Source organism: Micromonospora sp. IBSANI012 (assembly GCF_052814045.1).
Genome location: NZ_CP199933.1, coordinates 2,954,845 through 2,978,028, shown reverse-complemented (window position 1 = coordinate 2,978,028; position 23,184 = coordinate 2,954,845). Strand labels below are relative to the sequence as shown.

Genomic DNA, 23,184 nt, shown 5'->3' with positions numbered 1-23,184 from the left:
CGCGAAGGGGCATGGATACCGTGGTTGCTGCGCCGAGCGCGACGCCGACGGAGCCCGCGAAGCGACCCCGCCACACAGATGGAGACACGATGAGCATGGCCACGAGGACGGACCCGCAGTCGGCCGCGCCGCACGTTGCCGACAGCCACGACCTGATCCGCGTGCAGGGCGCGCGAGAGAACAACCTCAAGGACGTCAGCATCGAGATCCCGAAGCGCCGGCTGACGGTGTTCACCGGCGTCTCCGGCTCGGGCAAGAGCTCGCTGGTGTTCGGCACGATCGCCGCGGAGTCGCAGCGGATGATCAACGAGACCTACAGCGCCTTCCTGCAGGGCTTCATGCCGACGCTGGCGCGGCCCGAGGTCGACGTACTCGACGGGCTGACGACCGCGATCATCGTCGACCAGGAGCGGATGGGCGCCAACGTCCGGTCCACGGTCGGCACCGCCACCGACGCCAACGCGATGCTGCGGATCGTCTTCAGCCGGCTCGGCCAGCCGCACATCGGATCGCCCCAGGCGTTCTCCTTCAACGTCGCCTCGATCAGCGGTGCGGGGGCGGTCACCCTCGAGCGCGGCGGGAAGACCGTCAAGGAGCGGCGCAGCTTCGCCATCACCGGCGGCATGTGCCCGCGCTGCGAGGGCATGGGCTCGGTCACCGACTTCGACCTGTCCGCGCTGTACGACGACAGCCTGTCGCTCAACGAGGGCGCGCTCACCATCCCCGGCTACAGCATGGACGGCTGGTTCGGCCGCATCTTCCGCGGCTGCGGCTTCTTCGACCCGGACAAGCCGATCCGCAAGTACACCAAGCGGGAACTGCACGACCTGCTCTACAAGGAGCCGACCAAGATCAAGATCGAGGGGATCAACCTGACGTACGAGGGGCTGATCCCGAAGATCCAGAAGTCCTTCCTGTCCAAGGACGTCGACGCGCTGCAGCCGCACATCCGCGCCTTCGTGGAGCGGGCGGTGACGTTCACGACCTGCCCCGAGTGCGACGGCACCCGGCTCAGCAAAGAGGCCCGGTCGTCGAAGATCAAGGGGAAGAACATCGCCGACGTCTGCGCGATGCAGATCAGCGACCTGGCCGACTGGGTCCGCGGACTCGACGAGCCGTCGGTGGCCCCGCTGCTCGCCGGGCTGCGACACCTCCTCGACTCGTTCGTGGAGATCGGGCTGGGCTACCTCTCGCTCGACCGGCCCTCGGGCACGCTGTCGGGCGGCGAGGCGCAGCGCACCAAGATGATCCGCCACCTCGGCTCCTCGCTCACCGACGTCACCTACGTCTTCGACGAGCCCACCGTCGGGCTGCACCCGCACGACATCCAGAAGATGAACGACCTGCTGCTGCGGCTGCGGGACAAGGGCAACACGGTGCTGGTCGTGGAGCACAAGCCGGAGACGATCGCGATCGCCGACCATGTCGTCGACCTCGGCCCCGGCGCCGGTACGGCGGGCGGCACCGTCTGCTTCGAGGGCACCGTCGAGGGGCTGCGGGCCAGCGACACCATCACCGGCCGCCACTTCGACGACCGGGCCGCCCTCAAGGAGACGGTGCGCACGCCCACCGGCACCCTGGAGATCCGCGGCGCCGCCACCCACAACCTCCAGAACGTCGACGTCGACGTCCCGCTCGGGGTGCTCACCGTGGTGACCGGCGTCGCCGGCTCCGGCAAGAGCTCCCTGATCCACGGCTCGGTGTCCGGGCGGGACGGTGTGGTGTCGGTCGACCAGACCGCGATCCGCGGGTCCCGGCGGAGCAACCCGGCGACGTACACCGGACTGCTCGAGCCGATCCGCAAGGCGTTCGCGAAGGCCAACGGCGTGAAACCGGCGCTGTTCAGCCCCAACTCCGAGGGCGCCTGCCCCACCTGCAACGGCGCCGGCGTCATCTACACCGACCTGGCGATGATGGCCGGGGTCGCCACCATCTGCGAGCAGTGCGAGGGGAAGCGGTTCCAGGCGTCGGTGCTGGAATACCACCTCGGCGGCCGCGACATCAGCGAGGTGCTCGCGATGTCGGTGACCGAGGCCGAGGAGTTCTTCGGCGCCGGCGAGGCGCGGATCCCCGCGGCCCACGCGATCCTGCAGCGGCTCGCCGACGTCGGGCTGGGCTACCTCAGCCTCGGCCAGCCGCTCACCACGCTCTCCGGCGGCGAGCGGCAGCGGCTCAAGCTGGCCACCCGCATGGCCGAGAAGGGCGGCGTCTACGTCCTGGACGAGCCGACCAGCGGCCTGCACCTCGCCGACGTCGAGCACCTGCTCGGCCTGCTCGACCGGCTCGTCGACTCCGGCAAGTCGGTCATCGTCATCGAGCACCACCAGGCCGTCATGGCGCACGCCGACTGGATCATCGACCTCGGCCCGGGCGCCGGCCACGACGGCGGCCGGATCGTCTTCGAGGGCACCCCCGCCGACCTGGTCGCCGCCCGCTCCACCCTCACCGGCGAGCACCTCGCCGCCTACGTCGGCGCCTGACCGCGCCCCTACCCTGTCGGACGCATTCGGTTGACGGCGGCGGGGCCGAGGTGATCTCGGCCCCGCCGCCGGCCGTCAGCCCCTGCGATGCCGTCCGCCGGGCCGTCTGCCCGTGCCGGTACACCGCCTCCCCGGGGTCACCCGGCTCGACCGCCCCGGCCTCGCCGAGCTTCATCAGCACCGACGAGGTGATCCGGTACGTCTGCACCAGCTCCGGCTCTGCTTCTGTCAGTGGCCGTGTCAGAGGCGTGTCAGGCAGGTGACAGGTCGGCCGCCCATCGTGGGCGCATGACAAGTTCAGCGGTTGAGGTTTCCGGGCTACGAAAGGCTTTCGGGGAAAAAATCGTCCTCGATGGCATCGATCTGGATGTTCCTGCGGGCACAGTGTTCTCCCTGCTCGGTCCGAACGGGGCGGGCAAGACGACGACGGTGAACGTGCTGACCACGTTGATGAAGGCCGACGGTGGCACGGCACGGGTTGCCGGGCATGATGTCGCGACCGAGACCAAGGCGGTGCGTGCGGCAATCGGGGTCACCGGTCAGTTCGCGGCGGTGGATGAGCTGCTGACGGGCCAGGAGAACCTGCAGCTGATGGCGGATCTGAAGCGCATGGGCTCCGGCGACGGCAGGCGGGTTGTCACGGAGTTGCTGGAGCGGTTCGATCTGGTGGAGTCGGCGCAGAAGCCGGTGTCGACCTATTCCGGGGGCATGCGCCGGAAGCTGGATCTGGCGATGACGCTGGTCGGCAAGCCACGGATCATCTTCCTGGACGAGCCGACGACCGGACTGGATCCGCGCAGCCGCCGCACCATGTGGGAGATCGTCCGCGAGTTGGTGGCCGATGGCGTGACCATTTTGCTCACCACCCAGTACCTCGAGGAAGCCGATCAGCTCGCCGACCGGATCGCGGTACTCAACCAGGGCCGCCTGGTTGCCCAGGGCACTCCCGACGACCTCAAACGCCAGGTCCCCGGCAGTCATGTCCGGCTTCGGTTCACCGACGTCGTCGAACTCGACGCGGCCGCGCGGGTCCTCACCGACGCCACGCGGGACGACGACGCACTGGCCCTGCGGGTTCCGAGCGACGGTGGGACGAGATCGCTGCGGGCCCTGCTGGACAGGCTCGACGAGTACTCGATCAGTGCCGAAGAGCTCTCCGTCCACACTCCGGACCTCGACGACGTTTTCCTCGCCCTGACGGGCCACACCCACACCCACACCACGGAGGTGGTCGCGAAATGAGCACCAAGTCCCATTCGATGGTCATGCTGCGTCGCAACTTCAAGCACATCGCCCGGAATCCCACCTCGGTGTTCAACGCGGTCCTGATGCCGATCGTGATCATGTTGATGTTCGTGTACATGTTCGGAGACGCTTTCAACGTCGGTGTCGACTACATCGACTACGCGACGCCGGGACTGATGCTGTTGGCCGTCTGTTACGGGCTGGGGGCCACCGCGACGTCGGTGAACTCCGACATGACGAAGGGCATCATCAACCGGTTCAAGGTCATGCACGTCTCGCGTGGTGCGGTGTTGACCGGTCACGTCATCGCCAGTGTGCTGACCAATCTGGTCGCCATCGGGGCGCTCATCGGGGTGGCCTTCCTGCTGGGATTCAGCCCGTCGGCGAGTTCCCTCGACTGGCTCGGCGTGGTCGGCATCGTCGTGCTGCTCGGTTTCGCGGCCGGCTGGCTCACGGTCGCCCTGGGACTGGCGGCGAAGTCTCCGGAGACGGCGGGTCTGGCCTCCGTGCCGCTGGTCATGCTGCCGTTCTTCAGCAGCGCGATCGTACCGGCGGAGAAGATGGGGCCGGGCCTCCGGCAGTTCGCGGAGTACCAGCCCTTCACGCCGATCATCGAAACCATGCGCGGGTTGCTCAACGGCGCACCGTCCTCCAGCGACGCGATCACCGCCATCGCCTGGTGCGTCGGCATCGCTCTCGTCGGCTACCTGTGGGCGCGTTCCACCTTCACGAAGCGCGCGTGACCTTCCGGGCGATGGCCTTCCGAGGGCCGTGATCGGGCTGACCCCGAAGCCGCCAGCGACGAACTGACCCGGCGCGCGCTCGCCGCCGACGAGCGCGCGCCGTGGGCGTGCGGACCGATGCTTCACCGGCTGGGGCGGCTGAGCCGCCCACCAACAGATCACGTATGAGACAAGAGGAGCGGCGTCATGCCTACATTCGCCACGCCAGGACCCATCGTCGCCACCGTTGTGGTCGCCGGTGCTCAGGTGCGGGTCACCGCGAGCGACCGGACCGACACCGTGGTGCTGGTCGAACCCATCAACAAGGCGAGCCAGTCGGACGTCAGGGTGGCCGACAAGACCAAGGTCGACTTCGCCGGCGATCAGCTGTCGGTCAAGACGACCGCCTCCGGGGACAAGAACGGTTCGGTCGCCATCACGATCGACCTGCCCGCCGGCTCCAGCCTGGTTTCCTACCTGGCGCACTCGGATGTGCACGCTGACGGCTCATTGGGAGAGTGCGAGCTGCACATGGCATCCGGTCGGGTCCAGCTCGATCGGATCAACGCGCTGCAGGCGAACATCGCGGCCGGTGAGGTCACGATCGGCCACATCGCCGAGCGCGCCACCATCGACGGCAGCACGTTCGCACTGCGGATCAGCGAGGTCAAGGACACCGTCAAGCTCTCGAGCTCCGGCGGGCAGATCTGGATCGGCCACGCATCGGCCGACCTCGACCTCAGCAGTGGCAGCGGCGGTTTCGACATCGACCGCGCCGACGGCAGCGTCACCGCCAAGACAGGCAACGGCGCCATTCGGATCGGCCGGTTGACCCGCGGTCAGGCGGAGCTGGCGAACCACTCAGGAAACATCGAGGTCGGCATCAGCGAGGGCACCGCTGCCCGGGTGGACGCCAACAGCAAGCGAGGGTCGGTGCGCAACTCCGTACCGCCCCAGGACAACCCTGACACGCCCGACAACCAGCTCACGGTTCACGCCCGAACGCGGCACGGCGACATCACCATTCAGCGCGTTGCAAGCTGACGGGGCTTGCCGCGTTCAGGAGGCGAGCGTGACCGTGACCAACTGAGCCCAGCTCGTCTGCGTGCCTTCCCGAGCCGCCTCGGCGAACCGTGTGTCGCCGAGGCGGCTCCGCGCGGCCTGCTCGATCCGGGCCACATCCGGCTGGGAACGATCCGGTAGTCCGCGTACGCCGGTGCTCGCCGCGAGCAGTCGCGCGGCCTGCTCGTACTCTTCGCTGCGTAGTGCCAGGTCCGCGATCCCGACGAGTATCTGCGCGATCAGGGGTGCGTGCCCCGCCTCGGAGGCCGCCTGGCAGGCCGCCGCGTGGTGCGTGCGGGCCTCGCTGAGATCGTCGGCAAGGTGGCCGAGCAGGTCGTATTTCACCGCGCGGATGTTCGCCTGCTCCGCGTCGTCGCCCAGCATGGTCGTCGCGACGCCGAGTTGCTCGTATGCCTCCTCGGCGTCGCCGCGCCAGCGGGCGAGTTCCGCCTTCGAGAGGGCCAGTTCGGCCAGCGCATCCGGCCAGGTGACCCGTTCCGCGCATCGTTGCGCCTCGGCCATGGCCGCCGTGCTGGAGTCCTTGTCGCCCAGCAGCCAGTACAGCTGAGCCTGTCGCGACCGCATGCGGATGACATCCTCGATGGCACCGACTTCGGTGACGACCGCGATCGCCTGTTCGTAGTGCGCGCAGGCACGGGCGAACTCGCCGCGCACGGCGATTCGCTCCGCCAGCTCGCTCAGGGCGATCGAGATCCCGAACCGTTCGCCGATCGCGCGGAACTCGGCGAGCGCCATCTCGAGATACGCATCCGCATCCCGCCCGCCCTGGCCGAGCATGATCCGCATCTTGCCGAGATGGAACCGGGCCAGTGCGCGTACCCAGGGGTCCTCGTCGTCCAGCAATGGTTCCCACGCGGACAGGAGCGCGTCCGGCGCCTGCAACATGCGTTCCAGCGGGACGACCAATCCCAGCAGCGGATTACGGGACTGACTGCGCTGGCTGAACCGGTATGCCTTGTGGATCCACTCCTCCGCATGGTGTTCGTCGCCCCGCCCGGCGCTCACGAACAGCACAACGAGCGCATACACGGTGGCCCGGATCTCATCGGCCACCTCGCCGGGCGTGTTGGTGGCCGCGGTGATCAGCTCGATGCCTTCGGCCTTGTGCCCGCTGAGCCACCAGTACCAGCCCGCGCCAGCCGCGAGCCGCATCGCCGCGTGCGCATCGCCGGCCGCGAGCGCACCACGCATCGCAGAACTGATGTTGTCGTGCTCGACACCGAGCGTGGCGAGCCATTCCAACTGCTCGGCGCGGCGGAGATGCGGCTCCGCGGTCTCGGCGAGTTCGGTGAAGTGGGCGAGATGCGCATGGCGCGCCAGGTCCGCTTCCCCCGCCTCCGCGAGCCGGTGCCCGGCGTACTCCTTGATCGTGCCGAGCATCCGGTAGCGCGGTGCGCTGTCGCGATCGGCGACCAGCAGCGACTTCTCGGTCAGCGACGTGAGCAACTCGAGCACCTGCTCCTGCTCGACCGCGTCGCCGACGCAGACCCGCTCGGCCGCTTCGAGGCTCGCCCCACCGGAGAACACCGAGAGCCTGCGCAGGACCATCCGTTCGGCGTCGGTGAGCAACTCCCAGCTCCAGTCGACCACCGCACGCAGCGTCCGGTGCCGCGGCAACGCGGTACGGCTACCGCTGGTCAGCAGGCGGAACCGGTCGTCGAGCCGGTGGGCGAGCTGGTCGATGGACATGGTGCGCAACCTGGCCGCGGCCAGTTCGATCGCCAGCGGCATCCCGTCCAGCGCCCGGCAGACGCGCACCATCGTCGACAGAGTGTGGGCGTCGACCGCGAGATCCTTGCGCACCGCGCCCCCTCGGTCGCGCAGCAACCGGACGGCCGGCGCGGACTCGATCTCGCCGGGGCTGGCGTCCCCCTCGGGCAGGGCCAGTGGCTCGACCAGCCACAGCGCCTCACCGGTGATGCCGAGCGGTTCCCTGCTCGTCGCCAGGATCCGCAGCCGCTGGCACTCCCCGAGCACTCGATGGGCGAACGTCGCCGCCGACTCGATCACGTGCTCACAGTTGTCCAGGATCAGCAGCGCCTCGCGCTCGCGGATCGCGGCGATGAGCCGGTCCGTCGGCTCCGCGTTCGGTGCCTCGCCGAGCAGCGCATCCCGCAGGCCGAGCCCGGCGAGCGCCGACTGCGCCACGTCACCGTCGGCGCCGACGGGTGCGAGCTCCACCAGCCAGGCCCCGTCCGGCAGGTCGTCGAGCAGCGTGCGCGCGGTTTCCGTGGCCAGCCTGGTCTTCCCCGACCCGCCCGGCCCGATCAGGGTGGTGAGCCGATGGTCGGCGACGAGTTCGCGGACCGCGGCGACATCGGCGTCCTTGCCGACGAAGCTGGTCAGCTCGGCACGCAGGTTGGTCTTCCGGTTTTCCTCCCGCCGTCCCAGCTCGCCCCGCAGCAGCGCGACGTGCAAGGCGGACAGCTCCGGTGCGGGGTCGACGCCCAGTTCGTCGGCCAGGGCTTCTCGCGTGCGCTGGTACACGACCAGCGCCTCGCTGCCCCGACCGGCCGCCACGAGGGCACGCATCAGCGCAGCGACAAGCCGTTCGCGCACCGGATGCGCGGCCACCAGGTCGGTCAGTTCGGTGACCAGCTCCGCGCCGTGGCCGAGGTCGACCTCCGCATCGAACCGATCCTCCAAGGCCCTCAGGCGCAGCCCCTCGAGCCGGGTGACCGCCGCGTCGAACGCGGCACTGCCCTGCAGACCGACGTCCTGCAGGGCCGCACCGCGCCACAGGGCGAGGGCCTCGCGCAGCAGCCGTACCCGCCGTGGATGGTCGTCGTTGCGGACCTGACCCGCGGTGACGAGGCGTTCGAACCGCACGGCGTCGACGGCGTCGGGTTCCACCGTCAACCGGTAGCCGTCCGGCTGCCCCTCGACCGATCCTTCCGGCAGCGCCTTACGCAGCCGGGAAACCAAGCGGTGCAGGGCATTCGTCGCGTCGGCGGGCGGGTGCTCACCCCAGATCCAGTCGACGAGCGTTGCCTTCGAGACGACGCGACCAGGTTCGAGCGCGAGAGCGATCAACAGTCCGCGCAGCCGCGCGCCCGGCACGTCGGCGAAGACGCCGTCGTCCGTGCGAACCTCGAACGATCCGAGCATCCCGATCTGCACGCAGCAGATCTTGCCATGGGCCGCCGACCTCAGAGCGCCACGATCGCCGCCGTCTCCGCCGGCAGCTCGATCCCGTCCCGCATCACCGTGACCCCGGTACCGGTGGCCAGCAGCACGCTGCGCACCACCCCCGGCAGGTTGATCCGCTGCGCCTTCCCGGCCAGGTTCGCCACCACCAGGTGCTCGCCCCGGCGCATCAGCAGGAAGCGGTCGCCGTGGCGTACCTCGACCCGGTCCAGCCGGGGGTCGGACAGGTCGGGCCGACTCTTGCGCAGCGTGATCAGCCGGCGGTGGAACTCGTACATCTCCCGGTGCTCGGGCTTGTCCAGCTCGGCCCAGTCCAGCCGGGAGCGCAGGAAGGTCTGCGGGTCCTGCGGGTCGGGCACGTCCCCGGGCGGCCAGCCGTGCGCGGCGAACTCGCGCCGGCGGCCGGTGGCCACGGCGGTGGCCAGCTCCGGCTCGGGGTGGCTGGTGAAGAATTGCCAGGGGGTGCTGGCCGCCCATTCCTCCCCCATGAACAGCATCGGGGTGAACGGCGCGGTCATCAGCAGCACCGCGCCGACGCGCAGCAGCGCCGGGGAGAGGCTGGCGGAGATCCGGTCGCCGGTGGCCCGGTTGCCGATCTGGTCGTGGTTCTGCAGGTACGCCACGAAGCGGTGCCCCGAGGTCCGCTGCCGGTCCACCGCCCGCCCGTGGCTGCGGTTGCGGAAGCTGGACCAGGTGCCGGCGTGGAAGAACGCCCCGGTCAGCACGTCGGTCAGGCACTCCAGCGAGCCGAAGTCGCCGTAGTAGCCCTGCCGCTCCCCGGTGAGCAGGGTGTGCAGGGCGTGGTGGGCGTCGTCGTTCCACTGGGCGTGCAGGCCGAAGCCGCCGGCCTCGCGCGGGGTGATCAGCTTCGGGTCGTTGAGGTCGGACTCGGCGATCAGCGACAGCGGCCGGCCCAGGTGGGTCGAGAGCGCCTCCACCTCGGTGGCCACCTGCTCCAGGAAGTGGGTGGCCCGGGAGTCGGGCATGGCGTGCACGGCGTCGAGCCGCAGCCCGTCGACGTGGTAGTCACGCAGCCACATCAGCACGCTGTCGACGATGTAGCGGCGCACCCCGTCGGAGTGCGGGCCGTCCAGGTTGACGGTGCGGCCCCAGGTGTTGCTCTGCTCGGTGAGGTACGGCGCGAACATCGGCGCGTAGGCCCCGGAGGGCCCGAAATGGTTGTAGACGACGTCGAGGATCACCCCCAGCCCCTTGGCGTGGGCGGCGTCGACCAGCCGTTTCAGCCCGTCCGGGCCGCCGTAGGGCTGGTGCGGGGCGTACCAGCAGACCCCGTCGTAGCCCCAGTTGTACTCTCCGTTGAAGGCGTTGACCGGCAGCAGCTCGATCATGTCGACGCCGAGGTCGACCAGGTGGTCCAGGCGGCCGATCGCCGCGTCCAAGGTGCCTTCGGGGGTGAAGGTGCCGACGTGCAGCTCGTACAGGACGCTGCCCGGTAGCTGCCGGCCGGTCCAGTCCTGGTCGGTCCAGCGGAAGGCGGTGTGGTCGTAGAGCCGGCTGGGCCCGTGCACGCCGGCGGGCTGCCAGGCCGAGCGGGGGTCGGGCAGGGCCCGCTCGTCGTCGTCGAGCAGGAACGCGTAGTCGGTGCCCGGCCCGGCGGCGGGGATTTCGACGCGCCACCAGCCGCCGGGGCCGGAGCGCATGTCATGGTCGGCCACGCCGGGCAGGCGCAGCCGGACCCGCGCGGCCTCGGGAGCCCACACCGTGAACTCGGTCATGCGGCAGCCTCCACGGAGTCGGTGGGAGCCAGCAGGGCGACGGGATAGGTGCTCAGCAGATCATCCAGGAGCAGCTCAGACCCACTGTAGACCCGACCGGTGAACACGTCCGTAACACTGTTGCCGGAAATCGAAAGGGTGGTCCCCCGCCAGCCGCCCGAGCGGGCCAGCCCCAGCGGGAGGCGGGTGGCCACCGCGACCGCGCCGCCCCGGTCGAAGGCGACCGCGTGCGCACCCGCCGGCCCGGGTGCGGCGACCGGCCGGTAGGTGGTGAACAGCTCCGGGTGGTCGCGGCGCAGTCGCAGGGTCCGGGAGACCACCAGCAGCTTCACCGCGCCGTCGGCGGCGACGGCCGGTCGCCGGCCGCCGTCGAGCCGGGCCAGCACCTCCCGGCGTACGGCGAAGTCGACCGGGCGGCGGTTGTCCGGGTCGACCAGGCTGTTCTCCCACAGCTCGGTGCCCTGGTAGGTGTCCGGCACGCCGGGCATGGCGAGCTGCACCAGCTTCTGCCCGAGGGAGTTGGACCAGCCGGCCGGGGTGATCTCGTCGGCGAAGGCGGTGATCTCGGCGTGCAGCGCCGGGTCGTCGTACATCCGGTCGACCAGGGCGTGCAGGTCGCGCTCGAAGGCCAGGTCGGGGTCGGCCCAGCTGGTGGAGACCGACGCCTCCCGGGCGGCCTTCTCCACGTACGCGTGCAGCCGCTCGCGCTCGACGGGCCAGGCGCCGACGGCGGTCTGCCAGAGCAGGTGGGCGAAGGCCGGGTCGGCCAGCGGTGCCCGGGACATCCAGTCCTGCACCCGCTCGGCCCACCGTCCGGGCAGTTCCGACAGGACGGCGAGCCGGGCCCGGACGTCCTCGCCGCGCTTGGTGTCGTGGGTGGAGAGCGTGGTCATGCCGGCCGGCCAGCGGACCTGCCGGGCGGCGGCGGCGCGGTGGAACTCCGCCGGTGGCACGCCGAAGTGCGCCGGTGAGCCGCCGACCTCGTTGAGCGCGACGAACCGGCTCCACCGGTAGTAGGCGGTGTCCTCCACCCCCTTGGCCATCACCGCGCCGGACAGCTGCGGGAACCGCTTCGCCAGCTCGTGCTCCGGGTCGCGCAGGTGGGCGGTGACCGCGTCCAGGGTGGCGGTCAGGTCGGGGCGGCGGCGTCCCGCCTCCGCGCGGGCCACGGCCAGGTGCCGGGCGCCCTCGGGCGGGTAGCCGCGGTAGACCGGGAAGCAGGCGGCCAGCTCGGCGAGGGCTTCCCGGGTGGCCTGCGGGTCCAGTTCCGGGGCGAGGGCGGCCAGCCGGGTCAGCTCGGCGGCGAGCAGCCGGGTGGCGGCGGCGAGTTTGGTGTCGTGGGTCAGATCCTGCCAGGAGGTGTGCCGGCCGTTCAGCCGGGCGTCCAGGGCGGTGAAGTCGCCCTCGGCGCGCGGGTCGACGAAGAGCCCGCAGACCGCCGCGAGGGCGTCGTAGCCGGTGGTCCCGTCGACGGGCCAGTCGGGCAGCTCCTCGCCGTACTCCAGGATCTTCTCCACCACCAGCCACGCGTCGGGCGCGGCGGCGCGCAGCCGGGCCAGGTAGCCGGCGGGGTCGCGCAGACCGTCCGGGTGGTCGACCCGGATGCCGTCCAGCTCCCCGGCCGCCGCCCACCGCAGCACCTCCGCGTGGGTGGCGTCGAAGACCGCCGGGTCCTCCACCCGCAGCCCGGCCAGGTCCGAGACGGCGAAGAACCGACGGTACGTCAGCTCGCTGTCGCCACGCCGCCAGGAGACCAGGTCGTAGTGCTGCCGGTCGTGCACCTCGCGCGGCCCGCCCTCGGCGGTGCCGTCGGCGATCGGGAAGCGGTGCTCGTGGTAGCGCAGTTCCCCGTCGACGACCTTGAGGTCGTCGAGGGCGTCGGGGGTGTCGGCGAGCACCGGCAGCAGCAGCCGGCCCCGGTCCCAGTCGATGTCGAACCAGTCCGCGTACGCCGAGGACCGGCCCCGGCGCAGCACGTCCCACCAGGCCGGGTTGGCGGCCGGCTGGGCCACCCCGGCGTGGTTGGGCACGATGTCGACGACCAGGCCGAGCCCGGCCGCGCGCAGCGCCCGGACCAGCCGCCGCCGGCCGGCCTCGCCGCCGAGTTCCGGGTTGACCGCCCGGTGGTCGACCACGTCGTAGCCGTGCGCGGAGCCGGGGGTGGCGGTCAGCAGGGGTGCGCTGTAGAGGTGGGTGACGCCGAGGTCGGCGAGGTAGCCGGCCAGGCCGGCGGTGGCGTCGAGGTCGAAGCCCGGCCGCACCTGGACGCGGTAGGTCGACCCCACCCGCGTCGTCGGTGCCGCCGCCGGGTCGGGTCGAGGGGTGTCGGGCATGGTCAGACCGTCCTCTCCAGGACCACCAGGGAGCGGTCCGGCACGCAGATCGCGCCGCCCGCCTCGACGATCGTGGTCTTCTCCGGTTCCGGTTCCGCGGTGCTGATCACCAACTCCCACCGCTGCCCGAACTCCTCCCCCGGCAGCGTGAAGTCCAGCGGGGCGTCGTGGGCGTTGAAGCAGAGCAGGAAGGAGGTGTCCTGGTGGCGCTGGCCGTACTGGCCGCGCTCGCGGATGCCGTCGCCGTTGACGAAGAGGGCCACCGAGCGGCCGAAGTCGTTGCCCCAGTCCTCGCCGGTCATCTCCCGGCCGTCCGGGGTGTACCAGGCCAGGTCGGGCAGGCCCGAGCCGGCGGCGCGGCCGCCGACCGCCAGGCCGGTGAAGAACCGGCGGCGGCGGAACACCTGGTGCCGGGCCCGGAAGTCGGTGAGCCGCTGCACGAAGGCCAGCAGCTCGTCGTCGGCGTGCTCCCAGTCGATCCAGGCGAGTTCGCTGTCCTGGCAGTAGGCGTTGTTGTTGCCGCCCTGGGTGCGGCCCAGCTCGTCGCCGTGGCCGATCATCGGCACGCCCTGGGAGAGGACCAGGGTGGCGAGGAAGTTGCGCCGCTGCCGGGCGCGCAGGGCCAGCACCGCCGGGTCGTCGGTGTCCCCCTCGACGCCGCAGTTCCAGGACCGGTTGTGGCTCTCGCCGTCGCGGTTCTCCTCGCCGTTGGCCTCGTTGTGCTTGTCGTTGTAGGAGACCAGGTCGTTGAGGGTGAACCCGTCGTGGCAGGTGACGAAGTTGATGCTGTGGAAGGGGCGCCGCCCGTCGTCCTGGTAGAGGTCGGCGGAGCCGGAGATGCGGGAGGCGAACTCGGCGAGGGTGGCCGGCTCGCCGCGCCAGAAGTCCCGCACGGTGTCCCGGTACTTGCCGTTCCACTCGGTCCACTGCGGCGGGAAGTTGCCGACCTGGTAGCCGCCGGGGCCGACGTCCCACGGCTCGGCGATCAGCTTGACCTGGCTGACCACCGGGTCCTGCTGGACCACCTCGAAGAAGGTGGAGAGGCGATCGACCTCGTAGAACTCGCGGGCCAGGGTGGCGGCGAGGTCGAAGCGGAAACCGTCGACGTGCATCTCGGTCACCCAGTAGCGCAGCGAATCCATGATGAGCTGGAGCGAGTGCGGGCTGCGCACGTTGAGGCTGTTGCCGGTGCCGGTGTAGTCCACGAAGTACCGGCGGTCCTCTTCCGAGAGCCGGTAGTAGCTGGCGTTGTCGACGCCCTTGAAGCTCAGCGTCGGGCCGAGGTGGTTGCCCTCGGCGGTGTGGTTGTAGACCACGTCGAGGATGACCTCGATGCCGGCGGCGTGCAGCGCCTTGACCATGCCCCGGAACTCCTGGACCTGCTGGCCGAGCCGGCCGAGCGCGGAGTATCCGTGGTGCGGGGCGAAGAAGCCGATGGTGTTGTAGCCCCAGTAGTTGCGCAGCCCGAGGTCGGCGAGGCGGTGGTCGTGCACGAACTCGTGCACCGGCATCAGCTCGACGGCGGTGATGCCGAGCCGCTTGAAGTAGTCGATCATGACGGGCGAGGCGATCGCCGCGTACGTGCCGCGCAGCTCGTCGGGGATCCCGGGGTGGCGCATGGTCAGCCCGCGCACGTGCGCCTCGTAGATCACCGAGTGGTGGTACGGGGTGCGCGGCGGCCGGTCGTTGCCCCAGTCGAAGTACGGGTTCACCACCACCGACTTGGGCATGAACGGCGCCGAGTCGGTGGTCGACATCCGGTCCGGATCGCCCAGTACGTAGTCGTAGACCGCCGGGTCCCAGGAGATCTCCCCGTCGACCGCCTTGGCGTACGGGTCGAGCAGCAGCTTGTGCGGGTTGCAGCGCGTCCCGTTGGCCGGGTCGTACGGGCCGTGCACCCGGTAGCCGTACCGCTGGCCCGGCTCCACCCCGGGGATGTACGCGTGCCAGACGTACGCGTCCACCTCGCGCAACTCGACCCGGCGCTCCGTGCCGATGCCCCACTCGTCGAAGAGGCACAGCTCGATCTTCTCGGCGACCTCGGAGAAGATCGCGAAGTTGGTGCCCATCCCGTCGTAGGTCGCCCCGAGGGGGTAACGCTCGCCCGGCCAGACCTGCATGTCGCTCCTTCGACCCATGATCATGAGCGCACCGGGCGGACGGGCCACCGGGTGCGCACGCCGCTAATGCCCCACGCCGCCGCCGGCCAATCCACCCGTTCGGTGGGCACCCGATATCCACCCACCTGATGCCGAGACAGACCTTTGGGTGTCCTCCGTCACGATAGGCCTTTTCGAGATGCGCGGGACGGCGTCATGCCCTTTGCTTGATGCGGACGCGCCCGCGCGGGCGCCTTCGCTCGGCCCTCGGCCACCCCACCCACCTTCTTTCCGCCGCCACCGTTGCCGGCGCGACCCTTCGTGCATGGACGGAGATTGATGTGACCACCCCGCGGGTCGGCGAGCAGCCCGTGACCGCACCGGACCGGACCTGCCGGCCCTCCCCCACCTACCGCCCGCAGATCCCGACGCAGGGCGCCGGCGCCGGGGTGGCCCCGCGCACCCGCCGCATCCTGATGCTCTCCTGGGAGTACCCGCCGGTGCTGGTCGGTGGCCTGGGCCGGCACGTGCACGCGTTGTCGGTGGCGCTGGCCGCCGCCGGGCACGAGGTCACCGTCGTCACCCGGCACGCCGAGGGCGCGCCCCTGGAGGAGTACGCCGACGGCGTGCGGATCGTCCGCGCCGCCGAGGACCCGGTGACCTTCCCGCTGGCCACCGGCTCCCTGCTGGCCTGGACGATGGCCTTCAACCACACCCTGACCCGGGCCGCGCTGCGCGCCACCGAGGCCGGCTCGTACGACGTGATCCACGCCCACGACTGGCTCGTCGCGCACACCGCGATGACCCTGCGCGAGCACCTGGACGTCCCGCTGGTCAGCACCATCCACGCCACCGAGGCCGGCCGACACCAGGGCTGGCTGCCGGAGGAGATGAACCGCACCATCCACGGCGTCGAGCACTGGCTGGCCAGCGAGTCCGGCCGGGTCATCGTCTGCTCGGGGTACATGCGCGACGAGGTGGGCGCGCTGTTCGGGGTGCCCGCCGGCCGGGTGGACGTGGTGCCCAACGGCGTCGAGCCGCACCGCTGGCGGGTGCCGGTGGCCGCGGTCGCCTCGGCCCGGGCCCGGTTCGCCGGGGACGGCCCGCTGGTCACCTTCGCCGGCCGGCTGGTCTACGAGAAGGGCGTGCAGCACCTGCTCGCCGGGCTGCCCCGGCTGCGGGAGCGGCACCCCGGGCTGCGCGCGGTGATCGTCGGCGACGGCCCGTACAAGGCCGCGCTGGAGGCCGAGGTGCACCGGCTCGGGCTGGGCGGCGCGGTGAGCATGCCGGGCTTCCTCGGTGGCACCGACCTGCCGGCCGTGATGGCCGCTTCGGACTGCTTCGCGGTGCCGAGCATCTACGAGCCGTTCGGCATGGTGGCCCTGGAGGGCGCCGCGGCGGGCGCGCCCCTCGCGGTCGCCCGTACCGGCGGGCTCGCCGAGATCGTGGAGCCGGGCGTCACCGGGATGACCTTCGCCCCGCAGGACCCGGACGCGCTCACCGAGGCCGTCGACGCCCTGCTCTCCGACCGCGAGCGGGCCCAGCTGCTCGCCCGCCGGGCCCGCGCCATGGTCCACGAGCAGTACGGCTGGTCGGCGATCGCGCACCGGACCGCGACCGCGTACGCCACCGCGATCGCCGGCGACGCGGCGTTCACCACCGAGCGCGCCCAGCTGCGGATGACGCTGGGTCGGGTGTCCGCGCCGACCCCGGAGGGGAACCTGCTGGTCGCCGCCGGCCTGCGCTGAGCCGTACCCGGACCGGGCCGTCGACCCCGCACGGGGCCGGCGGCCCGCGTCGTGCCCCGGGCCGTGGTCGCCGAGCACGGCGAAGGCCGCCGACCCGCAGGGGGTCGGCGGCCTTCGTGGTACGGGTTGCTCAGCGCTCGGCGATCGCGGTGTAGTCCCGCTCCGGGGAGCCGGTGTAGATCTGCCGCGGCCGGCCGATCTTGGTCTCCGGGTCGTTGATCATCTCGCGCCACTGGGCGATCCAGCCGGGCAGCCGGCCCAGCGCGAAGAGCACCGTGAACATCTTGGTCGGGAAGCCCATGGCCTTGTAGATCAGGCCGGTGTAGAAGTCCACGTTCGGGTAGAGCTTGCGGGTGACGAAGAAGTCGTCGGCGAGGGCGATCTCCTCCAGCTCCATCGCGATGTCCAGCATCGGGTCCGGCTTGGCCATCCGGCCCAGCACGTCCTGGGCGGCCTTCTTCACGATGGCGGCGCGCGGGTCGTAGTTCTTGTAGACCCGGTGGCCGAAGCCCATCAGCTTCACGCCGTCCTGCTTGTCCTTGACCTTGCGGACGAAGGAGCGGACGTCACCGCCGTCGGCCTTGATCTTCTCCAGCATCTCCAGCACGGCCTGGTTGGCGCCGCCGTGCAGCGGGCCGAACAGGGCGTTGACGCCGGCCGAGACCGAGGCGAAGAGGTTGGCGTTGCTGGAGCCGACCAGCCGCACCGTGGAGGTCGAGCAGTTCTGCTCGTGGTCGGCGTGCAGCACGAAGAGCATGTCCAGCACGCGGGCCACCACCGGGTCGACCTCGTACGGCTCCGCCGGCACGCCGAAGGTCATCCGCAGGAAGTTCTCCACGTAGCCCAGCGAGTTGTCCGGGTACAGCAGCGGCTGGCCGATGGACTTCTTGTAGGCGTACGAGGCGATGGTGGGAACCTTCGCCATCAGCCGGACCGTGGACATCTCCACGTGCTCGGAGTCGAACGGGTCCAGGCTGTCCTGGTAGAAGGTCGAGATCGCGCTGACGGCCGAGGAGAGCACGGCCATCGGGTGCGCGTCGCGCGGGAAGCCGTCGAAGAACCGGCGCATCTCCTCGTGCAGCAGCGAGTGCCGCCGGATCCGCTCGCTGAACTCGGTGAGCTGCTGCTGGGTGGGCAGCTCGCCGTAGATCAGCAGGTAGGAGACCTCCAGGAAGGAGGACTTCTCGGCCAGCTGCTCGATCGGGTACCCGCGGTAGCGCAGGATGCCGGCGTCGCCGTCGATGTAGGTGATCTCGGACGAACAGGACGCGGTGTTGACGAAACCGGGATCATAGGTCGTCATCCCGGTTTCCTTCAGCAGCTTGCTCACCCCGATGCCCGCGGGGCCTTCGACCGCGGCCTGCACCGGCATCGAAAGCTGCCCACCGGGGTGATCGAGCTTGACTTCCGTCATGTGGTTCCTCGCTTCGCCGGCGAATCTTCGTTGAATTGCCTTCGCTTTTACCGTAATCACGGTCCCCGGGGTACCGCCCGCCGTGGTTCGGCGGTGAGGTATGCGTCACCCGATTCCCGGCCCGACGGCTGGGAAACCCTGGTGAGCGGGGGCGACCGGCGACGATGACGGACGCCGGGGACGAAGGTTCTACGACAGGGTGAGCCGGCGCAGGTCGCCGTCGGCGCCGACCCGGTAGAGGTCGAGCCGGTTGGTCCCGGCGCGGTACAGGTGGTCGTCGGGGAGCAGGGCGGCGAAGCGGCGGCCCCCCTTGTCCCGGGGCACCACCGGCACGACCGCGCCGACGCGGCCGTTGACCGCCACCGCGAGCAGCGTGCCGTCGGGCACCTCCCGGGGCACGGTCCCCCAGACCAGGGCCGGCAGCTCGCCGGCGTCCGGGTCGACGCGCTCGAACGCCGCCCGGTTCGCCACGGTGGCCGTCCCGCCGGTCGGCCGGTCGCCGACGAGGGTGCCGAGCAGCGGGTGCGGCGCCGGGTCCGGCGGCCGGCTGGGCACCCCGCCGCGCAGGGTCAGCGGCTGGCCCGGCCGGTCGTAGAAGTGCTTCTCGGCGCTCTGCCGCGGGGCCTGGCGGGCGGAGCGCCCGTCGACCCGCCAGGGGATCCGGACGTGCGCCGCGTCGGCGATGGTGGGTAGCAGGTCGACGTGCTCCCAATTGCGGTCGTCGACCCGGCCGGCCCGCTGCCCGGGGGTCCGGACGAACATCGGCACCCAGGCCACCTCGCCGGCCGCGTGGTCGATCGCGTCCAGTCCCCGGCCCTGCCAGTCCCGGGTGAAGCTCACCCCGTGGTCGGCGGTGAGCAGGATCAGCGCCTTGTCCCAGAGGCCGGAGGCGCGCAGCGTGCGCAAGGTCTCGCCGACCAGCCGGTCGGTGTAGCGCAGCTGGGCCAGGTGCCGGGCCCGGGCCAGCTCGACCCAGCCGGCGCCGTCGTTGGGCAGGTCCTCGGGGGCGGCGTAGCGCGCTCCCGAGGGCAGGAACGTCCAGGGCGCGTGGGGCATCAGCAGGTGCAGGAAATGCAGCGTGGGCCGGGACGACGGGCGCAGGCCGGCCAGGAAGCTGGTGAACCGGGCCGGCTGGTTGTCGTCCAGGCTGTCGAAGCGGAACCTCGGGTCGGCCGGGACCGGCTCGGCGGCGTCCACGCCGGCCTCGGCGCGGGTCCGCTCCCGGTACGACTCCTCCGGGTCGATCCGGCTGTCCACCGGCGCGGCGACCTGCCGCAGCAGCTTGCCGCTCTCCCGGACCAGCACGCCGAGCCCCTGCTCCGGGTCGGCCGGCTGGTCGCAGCGGCTGGGCGGGCAGAGCCGGGTGATGCTCTCCTGGGCGCGGACGTCGTACAGGCCGCCGAGGGCGGTGAACAGGTTGTCCGGGTACTGCGAGTAGTGCGGGGCGAGCGGCTGCGCCGGGTAGCGGCCGGTGAGCATCGCCGGCAGCGCGTACGGCGTCCAGCCGCTGACCCCGGTGGCGTTGCGGTACCAGGTCGACCCGGCGGCCAGCTCGGCGAAGTGCGGGTAGGTCGCGGCGTCGATTGTGCCGTCCGGGCCGAGCAGGGAGACCAGCGGCAGCTCGTCGAGGACGATCATGACCACCGGCGGGTGCTCGCCCGGCCCGACCACCCCCGCCGCGCCGCTCTGGGCCCGGGGCAGCACGACCGCCGAGGCGGGCGAGGCGAAGAGGAAGAGCGCGACGAAGACCGGCGGCCCGATCGCGGCGATCCGCAGCACCCGCCCCAACCCGCCCCACCGGGCGTACGCCGCCGCTGCGGCGCCGCCGAGCAGCACGGCGGCGAGCAGCAGCGGTACGCCCCGCAGCGGCGTGCCGTGCCGGCCCACCTGCACCGCGAGCGCGGCCAGCAGCAGCCCGACGACCGCGAGGTGCGCGCCCCGCCGGACCCGCCCGCCGGCCAGCCCGGTGGCCAGCCCGAGCAGGGCGACGGCGAGCGTGGGCAGCACCGCGATCAGCGCCACCAGCAGCAGCACGTCGCGCGGGGTGGCGCGGTGGAACAGGAAGAAGTCGGGGCTGCGCCCGAGCACGTCGAGCAGGGGCTGGGTGACCACCAGGCCGAGCAGGGCCGCCACCTCCAGCAGCCGGCCCAGCTCGGCACGCCACCGGCCAACGCCCGCCGGGGTGGACGCGGGTGGCGGACCGGGGTCACGCCGGTCGGCCGGCGGCGCGAGGACCGGGTCAGCCACCCACCACCGCCTGGTAGAGCGTGCGGGTGCCGCAGGGCAGCTCCCGCTGCCGCTCGACCCGACAGCGCGCCGCCAGCAGCCGCTCGAACTCGTCACGCCGGTAGTCGGGGAAGAGCCCGTCCGGCTTGTTGGCCAGCAGCCGGCGGGCCATCGGGTCCTCGGGGTGGACGAACTCGATCACGAGCCGGCCGCCGGGCCGGCCGTACGCGACGAGCTGGTCGAGCACCTCGGGCAGCGGCACGTTGCGGCCGATGGCCAGGTGGTGCGCGACGGCCAGGGCGAGCACCACGTCGGCCCGGGCCCGGTCGCCGAAGCTGGCCCGCTCCACGCCCCGCCAGCCGCCCCCGGGCGAGGGGTCGGCCAGGTCCATCACCAGCGGCAGGATCCGGTGTTCGCCCTCGGCGCGCAGGGCCCGGTAGAGGGAGTCCAGCACGGCCGGGTCCTGCTCCACGGCGACCACCTGCGCGGCGTGCCGGGCGGCGATCCGGGCGTACCGGCCGTCGTTGGCGCCGAGGTCGAGCACCAGCCCGGGCGGAGCGGCGGCCACCGCCGCCTCGACGAAGTGCTCCTTCTCCTCCCGGTCCCGCACGGTGTAGCCACAGGTGCGCTGGTAGTCGACCCAGTGGCTGCCCTCGTGGCGCCGGTCCAGGCGGCGGATCAGCCGGTCGATGCCGCGTACGGTGGCCAGGGCCAGGTCGCGGGAGTAGCCGGCGGCCTTCAGCTGGGCCCGGACGTCGGTGGTGCTGGCGCGGGCGTTGCGGCCCTGCATGGCGCCGTGCAGGTGCACGTGGGTCGGCACGCCGGGCAGCAGCCGGCGGGCGCCCCGGAACAGCCGGCGCATCTGGTCCGGCTCGATGCCGTCGACGCGGGCCCGCAACCAGGGCTGGAAGTCCAGGCCGAGGTGGGCCTGGAGCAGCAGCGGATAGAGCAGGGTCTGGCAGAACTGCCGGTAGCCGGCCCACGGCTCGCCGTCGGCGAGCGGCGCGAAGGAGCCCACGTCGATGAAGACCGGGGTGGCGCCGCGCCACTGCAGGTTGTAGGCCGACCCGTCCTTGGTGGTGAAGCCGGCGGAGAGCGCCCGGCGCAGGATCTCCAGGTGCAGCAGCGCCGCGTCGCGCAGCATCGCGAACGACCACTCGTACGGGTGGGAGACGAACGGGATGCGCTCGTGCCGCAGCACCGCCGTCCAGCCCGGCAACCGGGCCGCGTCGACCGGCTCGGTGCCGCAGATCTTGCCCTCGGCGAGCAGCTCGGCGAAGAAGGCGCTGCCGGAGAGCGCCCCCCAGTCGCGGGCGCCGTCGGGGCCGAGCCCGCGCAGCACCTCGTCGCCGGCGTGGAAGACCCGGTTGGCCGGGTCGCGGAAGGAGCCGGGCTCGACCCGGATCCCGGTGTCGGGGACCGCCATCGGGGGTGGACCCTGCTCAGCCGCGGTCGGTGGGCTGCCGGCGGAACCGGTCGACCAGCCGGCGCCAGTAGAGCTTGGCGGCGACGGCCGCCCCCGCGACCCCGCCGACCACCGCCTGCACGATCAGGCTGCCGGACCCCGCGTCCAGGTAGGCCAGGTGAATCACCGACCGCTCCCTTCCCTCGCCCTCGTGTGGGCCGGCGCTGCGGGCACGCCGAGGTGCGGCTTTTCCACCCATAAGGCCGGACTTGTTCCTTCGTCACGGTACGCCGCCAACGGCCGTCGTGCGGCCCACACCGACCACTGCGACCCGTCCGTTCCGTTCAAGACCTGGAGCCCGCTCCGGGCCTAGCGTGTCGCCATGGCACTTCACCTGGATGTGGTCGGCGTGGTGGTCGCCGACATGGCCCGCAGTCTCGACTTCTACCGGCGGCTGGGACTGGCCATCCCGCCCGAGGCCGACGCGGAGGACCACGTGGAGGTCACCCTCCCCGGGGGCCTGCGGCTGGCCTGGGACGCGGCGGCGATGATCCGCACCTTCCACCCGGGGTGGACGCCGCCGACCGGCAGCCCCCGGGTCAGCCTCGCCTTCCGCTGCGCCGACCCGGCCGAGGTGGACCGCTACTGGGCGGAGCTGACCGGCGCCGGCTTCCACGGCGAGCTGCCGCCCTGGGACGCCTTCTGGGGCCAGCGGTACGCGGTGCTGCACGACCCGGACGGCAACGGCGTCGACCTGTACGCCCCGCTGCCCGCCTGACCGTCCCCGCCGCCGGGGACCAGTCCAAGCACCGAGCGACGCGCGACCGCCGCCGGGTCAGCCCTGCACCGACCGCACGCGGGTCAGCTCCTGAGCAGGGTCGTCGGGGGGACGCCGGCCAGCTCGCGCACGTCGCGGGTGAGGTGCGCCTGGTCGGCGTACCCGCTGCGCGCGGCGACCTCGGCCAGCCCGACGCCGGTGCGGGCCAGCGCGAGGGCGACGCATCCGCAGGATGCGGGCGAGGGTCTTCGGGCCGTACCCGAAGAGGGCCTGGCTGCGCCGGTGCAGAACGCGTGGGCCGAGGCCGACCTCGGCGGCGGCCGCGGTGACGGTGGCGCCGGCGGCGAGCAGGGCGGCGACCCGGGCGCCGAGCGGGTCGGGACCGCCGGCGGCGGCCAGCCGGGCCGCGGCGACCGCCTCCAGCGCGGCCCCCGTCGGCCGGTCCCCCAGCCGCTCGGCGACCTCGGCCGCCGCGCGGCCCCAGAGCGCGTCGAGCGGCACCCGACGGTCCCGCAGCTCGTCGGCGGGGACGCCGAAGACCGCGGGGCCGGTGCCCGGTGGCAGCCGCAGCCCCAGCCACCGCTCCCCCGGCGTCGCGACGCTCAGGTGCGCGGTGCGGTCCGGCCCGGCCACCAGCAGCCCGGACCGGCTGGACCAGAGCAGGTCGAGACAGCCGTCCGGCAGCACCCGGGTGGCCGCGCCCTCGCTGACGGCGGCCCACAGCACGGCGCCCCGCAGGGCGGCCCGACGTTCCCGGTACATCCCGCC

Annotated in this window: 14 protein-coding genes and 1 pseudogene; 6 read left to right on the top strand and 9 right to left on the bottom strand. The window is 72.0% G+C overall.

What is annotated here, in order from left to right; all coding sequences use genetic code 11:
- Positions 1-89: 89 nt before the first annotated feature.
- From ACTWM8_RS13605 to ACTWM8_RS13590, 4 genes are all read left to right on the top strand, one after another.
- On the top strand, positions 90-2,480 hold the full coding sequence (locus ACTWM8_RS13605) for an ATP-binding cassette domain-containing protein (RefSeq protein ID WP_446214139.1): 2,391 nt from the start codon (positions 90-92) through the stop codon (positions 2,478-2,480).
- A gap of 288 nt (positions 2,481-2,768) precedes the next feature.
- A complete protein-coding gene (locus ACTWM8_RS13600) occupies positions 2,769-3,722 on the top strand; it encodes an ATP-binding cassette domain-containing protein (RefSeq protein ID WP_446214138.1) in 954 nt (317 codons plus the stop codon).
- Positions 3,719-4,468: an ABC transporter permease gene (locus tag ACTWM8_RS13595; protein WP_446214137.1), complete on the top strand. Its 750-nt coding sequence runs from the start codon at positions 3,719-3,721 to the stop codon at positions 4,466-4,468. The genes ACTWM8_RS13600 and ACTWM8_RS13595 overlap by 4 nt, the downstream gene beginning before the upstream one ends.
- A 186-nt stretch (positions 4,469-4,654) precedes the next feature.
- The gene (locus ACTWM8_RS13590; RefSeq protein WP_446214136.1) at positions 4,655-5,491 is read left to right on the top strand and encodes a DUF4097 family beta strand repeat-containing protein; all 837 of its coding nucleotides are present in this window, start codon (positions 4,655-4,657) and stop codon (positions 5,489-5,491) included.
- A 15-nt stretch (positions 5,492-5,506) separates the two neighbouring features.
- Here the strand turns inward: ACTWM8_RS13590 and ACTWM8_RS13585 are convergent, their stop codons facing one another.
- The 4 genes from ACTWM8_RS13585 to glgX are packed head-to-tail and all read right to left on the bottom strand — an operon-like array spanning position 5,507 to position 14,866.
- Positions 5,507-8,650: a BTAD domain-containing putative transcriptional regulator gene (locus ACTWM8_RS13585; protein WP_446214135.1), complete on the bottom strand. Its 3,144-nt coding sequence runs from the start codon at positions 8,648-8,650 to the stop codon at positions 5,507-5,509.
- Between the two features lie 29 nt (positions 8,651-8,679).
- On the bottom strand, positions 8,680-10,413 hold the full coding sequence (gene treZ, locus ACTWM8_RS13580) for a malto-oligosyltrehalose trehalohydrolase (protein WP_446214134.1): 1,734 nt from the start codon (positions 10,411-10,413) through the stop codon (positions 8,680-8,682).
- A complete protein-coding gene (gene treY, locus ACTWM8_RS13575; RefSeq protein ID WP_446214133.1) occupies positions 10,410-12,746 on the bottom strand; it encodes a malto-oligosyltrehalose synthase in 2,337 nt (778 codons plus the stop codon). The genes treZ and treY overlap by 4 nt, the downstream gene beginning before the upstream one ends.
- A gap of 2 nt (positions 12,747-12,748) precedes the next feature.
- On the bottom strand, positions 12,749-14,866 hold the full coding sequence (gene glgX / locus ACTWM8_RS13570; protein ID WP_446214132.1) for a glycogen debranching protein GlgX: 2,118 nt from the start codon (positions 14,864-14,866) through the stop codon (positions 12,749-12,751).
- Positions 14,867-15,186: 320 nt separating this feature from the next.
- Here glgX and ACTWM8_RS13565 point away from each other — a divergent pair, with 320 nt between their 5' ends.
- On the top strand, positions 15,187-16,593 hold the full coding sequence (locus tag ACTWM8_RS13565; protein ID WP_446214131.1) for a glycosyltransferase family 4 protein: 1,407 nt from the start codon (positions 15,187-15,189) through the stop codon (positions 16,591-16,593).
- 130 nt (positions 16,594-16,723) lie between these two features.
- Here the strand turns inward: ACTWM8_RS13565 and ACTWM8_RS13560 are convergent, their stop codons facing one another.
- From ACTWM8_RS13560 to ACTWM8_RS13545, 4 genes are all read right to left on the bottom strand, one after another.
- Positions 16,724-18,007, bottom strand: coding sequence for a citrate synthase (locus tag ACTWM8_RS13560; protein WP_446214130.1), 1,284 nt, complete (start codon positions 18,005-18,007; stop codon positions 16,724-16,726).
- Positions 18,008-18,196: 189 nt separating this feature from the next.
- Positions 18,197-20,254 (bottom strand): sulfatase-like hydrolase/transferase, encoded by a 2,058-nt coding sequence (locus ACTWM8_RS13555; RefSeq protein ID WP_446214129.1) that lies wholly within the window; start codon positions 20,252-20,254, stop codon positions 18,197-18,199.
- On the bottom strand, positions 20,247-21,659 hold the full coding sequence (locus ACTWM8_RS13550; RefSeq protein WP_446214128.1) for a class I SAM-dependent methyltransferase: 1,413 nt from the start codon (positions 21,657-21,659) through the stop codon (positions 20,247-20,249). The genes ACTWM8_RS13555 and ACTWM8_RS13550 overlap by 8 nt, the downstream gene beginning before the upstream one ends.
- 16 nt (positions 21,660-21,675) lie before the next feature.
- On the bottom strand, positions 21,676-21,825 hold the full coding sequence (locus tag ACTWM8_RS13545; RefSeq protein WP_170285311.1) for a hypothetical protein: 150 nt from the start codon (positions 21,823-21,825) through the stop codon (positions 21,676-21,678).
- Positions 21,826-22,020: 195 nt separating this feature from the next.
- Between ACTWM8_RS13545 and ACTWM8_RS13540 the strand changes: the two genes are divergently transcribed.
- The gene (locus ACTWM8_RS13540; RefSeq protein ID WP_446214127.1) at positions 22,021-22,416 is read left to right on the top strand and encodes a VOC family protein; all 396 of its coding nucleotides are present in this window, start codon (positions 22,021-22,023) and stop codon (positions 22,414-22,416) included.
- Positions 22,417-22,499: 83 nt separating this feature from the next.
- Here the strand turns inward: ACTWM8_RS13540 and ACTWM8_RS13535 are convergent.
- Positions 22,500-23,178 (bottom strand): annotated as a pseudogene (locus ACTWM8_RS13535) (helix-turn-helix domain-containing protein).
- Positions 23,179-23,184 lie beyond the last annotated feature (6 nt).